The following is a 7573-nucleotide window of genomic DNA, read 5'->3' on the forward strand; positions in this document are numbered from 1 at the left end:
AGCAAGCTCTGTGAGCTGCGGCAGCGTGCCGCGCAGCTCTGTGAGCACGCCCTGCAGCTTCGCAAGCAGGGCACCCCCGGTGGGCTCCGCAGCCACCGGCCTTGCAGCACTTCCCATCGGTTCGGAAGCTGCCCCCTTGACTGCATTCCCATCAGCATCCGCAGGCACCGGATTGCCGGCAACCCCTGCAGCATCTGCAGCCCCCGGCTTGCCAGCAGTTCCTGCTGCCTCTGATCCTGTGCTCCCCGCCGCATTCCCTTGGAGCCCTGCAGCGGAGGCCGTTCTTACCGGGTCTGCAGTTCCTGGCTTAACGGCAGTTCCCGCTCCCTCGGCTTCAGCGACTTCCCGCGATATTCCCTTGAGCACCTGCAGCGACTGTTCCGGCTACCGGATGTTCTTTACCAGTGCCCGTTTTGGAAAGTACACCGCCACCTGCGGATTCTCCTTCAGCCGGCACTCCGCTTGTCACAGCACCTTCCGGCTCCTGATCGCCTGTTCTTATCCCTGCTGCTCCGGCAGCCTGCTCAGATTTCCCTGCGGAAGCCCGCTGCAACTCTGCGTGCTGTGCAGCTGACTTCGTGTCAAGCGCAGCCTCATCTGTCACGGAAGCATTACCACTACCTTTGCCCGCTGCCAAGCGGACATCTTCAGCTTCATTCACGGAAGCAGAATCGACTGCCGCTCCGGCACCTGCAGCAGCTCCAGCACCACTAGTAGCAGCCTGTTTATCCGGACGAGTGATAGCATTGCCGCCGCTGCTGTTGTCTTCCTCCTGCTGAACCCATGCTCCAAGTTCGGTTTCAAGTTTGGCCAGCAGCTCATGCAGCTTCGGTCCAAAAACGGCCTGCTGAATCCCCTTCACACTTTCTGCCGTAACCGGAAGGCCGCGTTTAACCGAGATGACGGCAGACTCCAGCCATTCTGAAGTTGGAACCCCCTGCGGCTTAGCATTCATTACAGCATCCAGCTTTGCAGCTGTCTCTTTGGTCAGCGGCATTCCCCCTGACAGTATCGCCCGAATGATTTCCTTCCCTGCCTTAGAGTCCGAGAGACCGAGCGACTCCAGGGCTTCACCCATCATTTGCGGGGATGACAGTGTAGCATCACTAAGGGAGACTGGCTTTAGGACCGGCAGCCCTCCTTCGCCGGGTGGTGCAACCTGCAGTGTCACCGTCTGTCCGGGCTGCAGCGGAGTTTCCAGCTCAGCGCGGACAGATGTGCCCTGAATTTGTACTATCGCCTCTTTACCGGTATCTGATACGCTGAGGACGAGACCACGGACAACCTGGCCTTCTTTCAGTTCCAGCGCTTTAGCTTCACCCGGCTTACTGTCTCCAAGCAGGCCACGAATTAAAGATCCGATATTCATGCCATTATCCCTCCCTTCCTATTTATATAGATTGACTTATGATTTTCTATTTGGGATTGGCCGTGACTACAGAGAATGTTTGGGCTTTAAGCCGCTGTTGTCTTCAGATTTCTTGATTTTACCCGCTATCAGCGGTAGAAATCCGAAGACTGCTTATGCTTTCGATGCTAGCTTTCCTTCGGAAAGCTTTCAGGCGGACGCTAACGCTCCTACAGTTCCAAAATTCCCTTCCGCCACTTTTCCCCAATTGTATATTTTCAAGTCATACTATATAACTGTTTTTCTTAATCATTATATCGACATTCTTGCACTTTTTATGAAAGAGGAACTGTTCTAAAATAAAGTCTGCTGTTCAGCCAGGATTCTTCCGATGAAGCTGCGCCGGTGCAAGGGCGTAGGCCCGAGTGAGATTATCTGCTCCCGGTGCAGCTTAGTCGCATAGCCTTTATGTATTTTAATCCCGTAGCCAGGATATAATTCCTCCCACAAGCCTTCACACAACCGGTCACGGGTCACTTTGGCTACAATGGAAGCCGCTGCAATAGACTGGCTGTTGGCATCCCCTTTGATAATCGCCTGCTGCGGCTGCGGCAGATCAATTTTCTCGGCATCAATCAGCAAATAATCCGGGGTATGGGCAAGTCCCTCGACCGCTTTTTTCATCGCCAGGCGTGAAGCTTGCTTAATATTTATCTCATCTATAACTGTAGACTCCACATGGCCGACGCAGACTGCCAGCGCCTGCTCCATAATGATCTCATACAAGGCATCCCGCTTCTTGGCGGTCAGCTTCTTGGAATCGTCCACACCGTCAATAATCAGCCCCTCCGGCAATATCACCGCCGCAGCAACCACATCACCAAACAGACAGCCTCTGCCCACCTCATCTACACCGGCAATCCGGCGGTAGGATTGTTCCCAGCCCGCTTTTTCAAACTTCAGCATATCAATCGTACTCAATATTTCTCCACCGCCATATCAATTTTTCAGGTCATCTACTAGCCAGCTTATCACAAGAAGACTTCCGGAGGCATCCCTCTTTTTAATTATAAACCCAGTATTCTACCGGTCAGATCCTTTATGGAAACACAAAAAAAAGCCACCCAAACTCTTGGATGGCTCAATCCGAATAATCTCCGTACTTAAGGCGTTTCCAACGTAAACGCCCCTAGTTTGCCTGCACGCAGCTCATGCAGCAGGGTCCGGGAAGCCTTCTCCAGGTCCACACGCCCGCCGCTGATCAGACAACCTCGCTTGCGCCCTACCGCTTCCATGACCGCCACAATTTCATCCGGATTCTCCAGATCTTCGGGCAGCTTCTCAATTCCAAAACGCTCCTGGAACCGTGAGCCGTAATCCTTGACCAGATATTTCACCGCGTAAAAGGCGATATCCTCAATATTAAGAACTTCTTCCTTAATCGCACCCGTTATCGCCAGACGATAACCCACTTCCTGGTCCTCAAATTTCGGCCACAAAATACCGGGAGTATCCAGAAGCTCCAGATTTCCGCCCGTCTTAATCCATTGCTGCCCTTTGGTGACACCAGGACGATCCCCGGTGATAGCAATGTTCCGGCCCGCCATCCGGTTGATCAGTGTTGACTTACCCACGTTCGGAATACCCACGATCAAAGCCCGGCTCGCCCGCGGATTCATTCCCTTGGCGATTTGCCGGTCAATTTTCTCCTTGAGCAGCAGCTTGACCTGCTCAGGAATCTCCTTGATGCCGGTCCCGGTTGAAGCATCTACAGGATGGGCAACATGGCCTTCCGCTCTAAAGTATGCCAGCCATTTGCGTGTCGCCTCAGGATCAGCCAGATCGCTTTTATTGAGAATAATCAGTCGTGGCTTATCCCGCAAAATATCGTCAATCATCGGATTGCGGCTGGAAAGCGGCAGACGGGAATCGAGCAGTTCTATTGCAACATCAATCAGCTTCAGCTTGTCCTCGATTTGCCGTCTTGCCTTCGTCATATGACCGGGAAACCATTGAATGGCCATTGCCGTCACCTCCTTTGACTTTCTGTCAGCTTATTTTAATGATTAATTACAGTAATATCCTTGACCGGCCAGAAGATCAGATCGGCACGGCCGACAATATCCCCCAGCGGCACATAGCCGATCATCCGGCTGTCCGTACTGTCTGAGCGGTTATCTCCCATTACAAATACATGTCCTTCCGGTACAGTACCGTCCGGCAATTCTTCATTCGGGAAATCCTTGTTATTATAGAGGGCATTGTTATTATGCGCTGCATCAATCGCACCCTGTATATACGTTTCGTCTACAGGTTCGCCGTTAACAGTTACGACATCCCCTTCCACCTTCACCGTATCTCCAGCTACCGCAATGACCCGCTTAATAAAATCTCTGCCTTCCGATGGCACATGGAATACAATAACCTCACCCCGCTGCGGAGAGCGGATGTCATACAAAATCTCATTCACAATTACCCGTTCACCGGTGTGGAAATTCGGCTGCATGGATGGTCCATCGACAATAAACGGCTTAAACAAAAGCCAGCGTATCAAGATTACCAGAACCAATGCAATGGCTATCGCTTTTATCCATTCAAGTACTTCATTTTTCTGCTTTCGAGGGTTCTGGCCGCCTGGTTCCACAGTCTCGCCTTGTCCCTGCTGTAAATCCTGCTGCATAGTTCACCGTCCTCTCTTTATGTTACTCTCACTATACAACCACTATACAACAAAAAAACTCCTGCCAAAAACTCCTCCACGAATTACTCCTTCAGGAGGCCTTTTCGGAGAAGCTGATCCTAAGGCATATATGTTTAAGTTCAATGTTAGCATCACAAAAAGAAACGGTTCTTCCTGCAAGAAAAAAGAAAAGGGCTTGAATTCAAGCCCCTTCTTTGTCACTATTTTAGCGACGGATTTCTTTAATTCTTGCAGCTTTACCGCGAAGTTCACGAAGATAGTACAGCTTCGCACGACGAACTTTACCACGACGAGCCACTTCGATTTTCTCGAGCTTAGGCGAGTTGATTGGGAAAGTTCTTTCCACACCAACACCGTAAGAAATTTTACGAACTGTAAAAGTCTCACTGATTCCACCGCCGCGACGTTTGATTACAACGCCTTCGAACAACTGGATCCGTTCACGAGTTCCTTCGATAACTTTTACATGCACCTTCAAAGTATCACCTGGACGAAAACTAGGGATATCTTTACGAAGTTGCTCTTGCGTAATTGCTTGTAGGATATTCATTTAGGACTTCCTCCTTCCGTACAGGTGTTCTTGCCTCTTCCGGAGAGACCTTGCTCTCCCTCATTATCCGCAGCGGACCACCGTATTCCACACAACAGAAATAATAGTATCATAAAAGATAGGCTATTACAACATAATTTTTGATTATAACGGCATCATATCCCGTTTTTTCGCCTTTACCTTACAGTCCTTGCATAGTCCGACAACGCTTCCATCGTCTTGGGCATAAAATATCAGCTTGCCGTTCTTCTTCTTGCAGGAGGAGCAAGGCTGCTCAACAGTGCTTTGCTTGGCTTTACGATGTCTGTCCATTGATATTACGTTGCTGGCAGTACCCGTTCCCGGACTTTTGGGCTTGCTGCTACGGCTCCGGGATACAAAAGAAACAGCAATAATAACTAACACTACCATCAGAACTGCTGCATATACCATTTGGCTCATCCGCTCCCTTGACCTTTAACAGTCAAAAATAGTAAATAGACCGCCCTTAAATGATGTCTGAGTGACGGTCCGTTCCCGCTGCCAAGCTCCGCTGCATAAGACAGCTAATCTTTAGCCCATTTTACCATACATACGGATCAAATTACAGTGACACCGGCATCCTGGACTATAGTCCAGCAGAAGAACCCGACTGCAGCCTGTTCTTCAATTATTTACCATAATATATACTATTGATACTACATAGGCAGACAAGAATTTTTGTGGGAGGTAATATTGTTGAGAAAAAAACATAGCACAGCAATAATCGCGGCAGTCACCCTCTTCTCGGTGGTGCTGCTGGCCGGCTGCAGGGAGCTTCCCGGCAAGGAGGCTGCTGATAATCAGCTTGAGGAGAGCTTCTCCGGTAATAACGGTACTCCCTTTCTGGAATCACTGAATCTCGGACTTAGAGAGGCCGCAGACGATGTAAGCCAGGACATCGAGGAAGCTGCCGGTAATGTACAGGAAGCTGCTGGGAGTGTACAGGAAGCCGTCCAGGAAGCTACTGCGGAAGTAGCAGACCAGATTAAGGAGAGCGGACTAAGACAAGATCTTACAGTGTCATTGAAGAGCGGGGATTCAACAGAGCTTATTCTAGACAATGCCGTCGGCAAGATCGAAATCGTCCCGGTTGAAGGAGATACCGTACATGTATCAGCATCTGTTATCGCACATAACCCGCTTACCAAAGCAGATGACCAGAAGATCCTGGATAATGCCGAAGTTTCCATCGAGAGCAGCAGCGGCAAGCTTTTGGTATCCGCTCATCCCAAAGGCAGTCCCAAGAAAGATCTGTGGACCTGGGCGCAAAAGAAATATAAGCATTCCGATTTCAGCATCAACTATGTAATTGAAGTTCCGCCGGGCCTCACCGGATATGAGATAAATAATAATGTCGGTTCGGTTCAACTGAGCGGCCTCCAGGGCAGCTTCAAGATTATCAGCGATGTCGGAACCATTTCTCTCCAGGATATACAAATTACCGGCAAGTCCATTGTTCAAACGGATACCGGTAGCATCTCCATTGGACTAGAAAGTATGACCAGCAGCAGCAGCCTTACAGCCAGCAGTGACGTAGGCGCTATAAAAACAACACTCGCCAGCGGTCTTAAATGCACCGTGAAGGCTTCCAGTGAGCTTGGCGCGATTAGCGGTGTATCCAAAGGCAAACAGGACTATAATGGAGGCGGACCGCTGCTCGCCCTCTCTACTGAGATCGGCGCCATTACCGTCCGGTAATAGAAAAACATTTTAATAAAGCGGGCTGTCCCAAATCAACTAGGGACAGCCCGTTTTTTTCATTTAGATTAGTGCGATTGCCAGCAGTGTAAACAGACTCAAGGTTAGAATTTCACTGCCATATCCGTAGTACCCGCCATAATAGCTTCCAGGATAAAAAGCAGATGTCTTCATTCGGCCGTTTCCTTTGGTTTTCAGATACACGTTATTTCTGTCAACGTCGACAACAATTCCCTCATACTGCTTTCCGTCAGTAGTCATTATCCGCACCCTTTTGTTTTTACAGTGCAGACAGTTGTAATAAGCTTCCACCAGACTATCCCTCCTCCTTCGTTTGTGTATTTTATGTGGTCCGTGACAAAGCGGCAACGGCAAGGGTACAGGGATGCGCAAGCTGGGCTTATTAATTTTCGGCATACCTTATGGTGAATTCTTTGTGAATTTACTACGCTATGTGAAATTATTGTGAAATAAAGTACTTGTGAACAAAGTGTGTCTTTTTCTGAAGAAAAGGTTTATAATGAACACAAAGAATAAAAACGTTTTCGGGCTTGTTTATCAACCAATATAACTAATATGAGGAGGCAGCAATCATGAGCACAGCAAGCAGACGATTTATGAATGAAGGGGTCCTTCGCATCGCCATATTCATCATGTTCGCGTCCCTCACCTACTCGGTACGTCACTATACCTGGGCAATTGTAGCGCTGTTGGCCGTAGGAACGTATTCGCTGGTTACCGGCCTCTTCCAGCTCAAACGCAGCAGGGATAAGGTAGAATAACCAACCATTTCAAACGTCAAAAACCGCTTTCCGCAAGGATTCCAGAATCCTGCAGAAAGCGGTTTTTTTGGTTATCGGAGTAACAGGATTTGAACCTGCGACCTCACCCACCCCAAGGGTGCGCGCTACCAGGCTGCGCTATACCCCGACGGATATGTATTACCTATCTATATTTATATATACTCCAGAAAATGCTTACATTCAAGCGGAAATTCATTTAAAACTATGTAAGATGAACTTAAGAATGGTGACGTAGCATTCTTAAGTTCTACGTTCTATTTTATTTAATTTTTATAGATTTTCTAGATAGGCTGTGCTATACTCTTGGCACAAGGAAAGGAGGTGCGTTCACATCAAGCATGACATGCTGAACGTATCCCTTACCCGGACCAACGGCTGAACCTAAGCCTTGGTGGCGCGGGATACGGATCAAAGTAATAAAAAGCGCCTCGGGTAGAGAGACCGTCTTCGGA

General features: G+C 49.0%; 10 protein-coding genes, 1 tRNA gene and 1 pseudogene. 3 read left to right on the forward strand and 9 right to left on the reverse strand.

Features of this window, described 5'->3' with window-relative positions:
• Window positions 1-366: pseudogene (locus AQR02_RS14570) on the reverse strand (hypothetical protein); the annotation flags it as partial.
• The gene (locus AQR02_RS14575; RefSeq protein WP_054941100.1) at window positions 335-1369 is read right to left on the reverse strand and encodes a hypothetical protein; all 1035 of its coding nucleotides are present in this window, start codon (window positions 1367-1369) and stop codon (window positions 335-337) included. The gene AQR02_RS14575 and the pseudogene AQR02_RS14570, both read right to left, overlap by 32 nt.
• A gap of 31 nt (window positions 1370-1400) precedes the next feature.
• On the opposite strand from AQR02_RS14575, the gene AQR02_RS14580 reads away from it, so the two are divergent.
• Window positions 1401-1706 (forward strand): hypothetical protein, encoded by a 306-nt coding sequence (locus tag AQR02_RS14580; RefSeq protein WP_159067766.1) that lies wholly within the window; start codon window positions 1401-1403, stop codon window positions 1704-1706.
• Here AQR02_RS14580 and AQR02_RS14585 read toward each other — a convergent pair.
• From AQR02_RS14585 to AQR02_RS14605, 5 genes are all read right to left on the reverse strand, one after another.
• Window positions 1703-2314: a ribonuclease HII gene (locus AQR02_RS14585; protein WP_054942109.1), complete on the reverse strand. Its 612-nt coding sequence runs from the start codon at window positions 2312-2314 to the stop codon at window positions 1703-1705. The genes AQR02_RS14580 and AQR02_RS14585 overlap by 4 nt on opposite strands.
• A 197-nt stretch (window positions 2315-2511) precedes the next feature.
• Window positions 2512-3372, reverse strand: a complete 861-nt coding sequence (ylqF, locus tag AQR02_RS14590) for a ribosome biogenesis GTPase YlqF (protein ID WP_054941102.1) — start codon at window positions 3370-3372, stop codon at window positions 2512-2514.
• A 35-nt stretch (window positions 3373-3407) separates the two neighbouring features.
• Window positions 3408-4028, reverse strand: a complete 621-nt coding sequence (gene lepB, locus AQR02_RS14595; RefSeq protein ID WP_054941103.1) for a signal peptidase I — start codon at window positions 4026-4028, stop codon at window positions 3408-3410.
• 226 nt (window positions 4029-4254) lie between these two features.
• Window positions 4255-4599: a 50S ribosomal protein L19 gene (gene rplS / locus AQR02_RS14600; protein ID WP_036688590.1), complete on the reverse strand. Its 345-nt coding sequence runs from the start codon at window positions 4597-4599 to the stop codon at window positions 4255-4257.
• Window positions 4600-4743: 144 nt separating this feature from the next.
• Window positions 4744-5010: a hypothetical protein gene (locus AQR02_RS14605; protein ID WP_159067767.1), complete on the reverse strand. Its 267-nt coding sequence runs from the start codon at window positions 5008-5010 to the stop codon at window positions 4744-4746.
• A 306-nt stretch (window positions 5011-5316) separates the two neighbouring features.
• Between AQR02_RS14605 and AQR02_RS14610 the strand changes: the two genes are divergently transcribed.
• Window positions 5317-6318, forward strand: coding sequence for a hypothetical protein (locus tag AQR02_RS14610; RefSeq protein WP_054941105.1), 1002 nt, complete (start codon window positions 5317-5319; stop codon window positions 6316-6318).
• Between the two features lie 63 nt (window positions 6319-6381).
• Here AQR02_RS14610 and AQR02_RS14615 read toward each other — a convergent pair whose 3' ends face one another.
• Window positions 6382-6630: an LSm family protein gene (locus AQR02_RS14615; RefSeq protein WP_054941106.1), complete on the reverse strand. Its 249-nt coding sequence runs from the start codon at window positions 6628-6630 to the stop codon at window positions 6382-6384.
• Window positions 6631-6911: 281 nt separating this feature from the next.
• Between AQR02_RS14615 and AQR02_RS14620 the strand changes: the two genes are divergently transcribed.
• On the forward strand, window positions 6912-7100 hold the full coding sequence (locus tag AQR02_RS14620; RefSeq protein ID WP_054941107.1) for a hypothetical protein: 189 nt from the start codon (window positions 6912-6914) through the stop codon (window positions 7098-7100).
• Between the two features lie 74 nt (window positions 7101-7174).
• Here the strand turns inward: AQR02_RS14620 and AQR02_RS14625 are convergent.
• A tRNA-Pro gene (locus tag AQR02_RS14625) sits at window positions 7175-7248 on the reverse strand.
• Window positions 7249-7573 lie beyond the last annotated feature (325 nt).

Origin of the sequence: Paenibacillus ihuae (assembly GCF_001368795.1) — a bacterium.
In the GTDB taxonomy this organism is placed as follows: Bacteria; Bacillota; Bacilli; order Paenibacillales; family Paenibacillaceae; genus Paenibacillus_AQ; species Paenibacillus_AQ ihuae.

Excerpts from the sequence above, each read along its gene's own strand:
- ylqF (WP_054941102.1), bottom strand. The coding sequence starts at position 3,372 with ATGGCCATTCAATGGTTTCCCGGTCATATGACGAAGGCAAGACGGCAA.
- AQR02_RS14575 (WP_054941100.1), bottom strand. The coding sequence starts at position 1,369 with ATGAATATCGGATCTTTAATTCGTGGCCTGCTTGGAGACAGTAAGCCG.
- AQR02_RS14605 (WP_159067767.1), bottom strand. The coding sequence starts at position 5,010 with ATGGTAGTGTTAGTTATTATTGCTGTTTCTTTTGTATCCCGGAGCCGT.
- AQR02_RS14620 (WP_054941107.1), top strand. The coding sequence starts at position 6,912 with ATGAGCACAGCAAGCAGACGATTTATGAATGAAGGGGTCCTTCGCATC.
- AQR02_RS14585 (WP_054942109.1), bottom strand. The coding sequence starts at position 2,314 with ATGCTGAAGTTTGAAAAAGCGGGCTGGGAACAATCCTACCGCCGGATT.
- lepB (WP_054941103.1), bottom strand. The coding sequence starts at position 4,028 with ATGCAGCAGGATTTACAGCAGGGACAAGGCGAGACTGTGGAACCAGGC.
- rplS (WP_036688590.1), bottom strand. The coding sequence starts at position 4,599 with ATGAATATCCTACAAGCAATTACGCAAGAGCAACTTCGTAAAGATATC.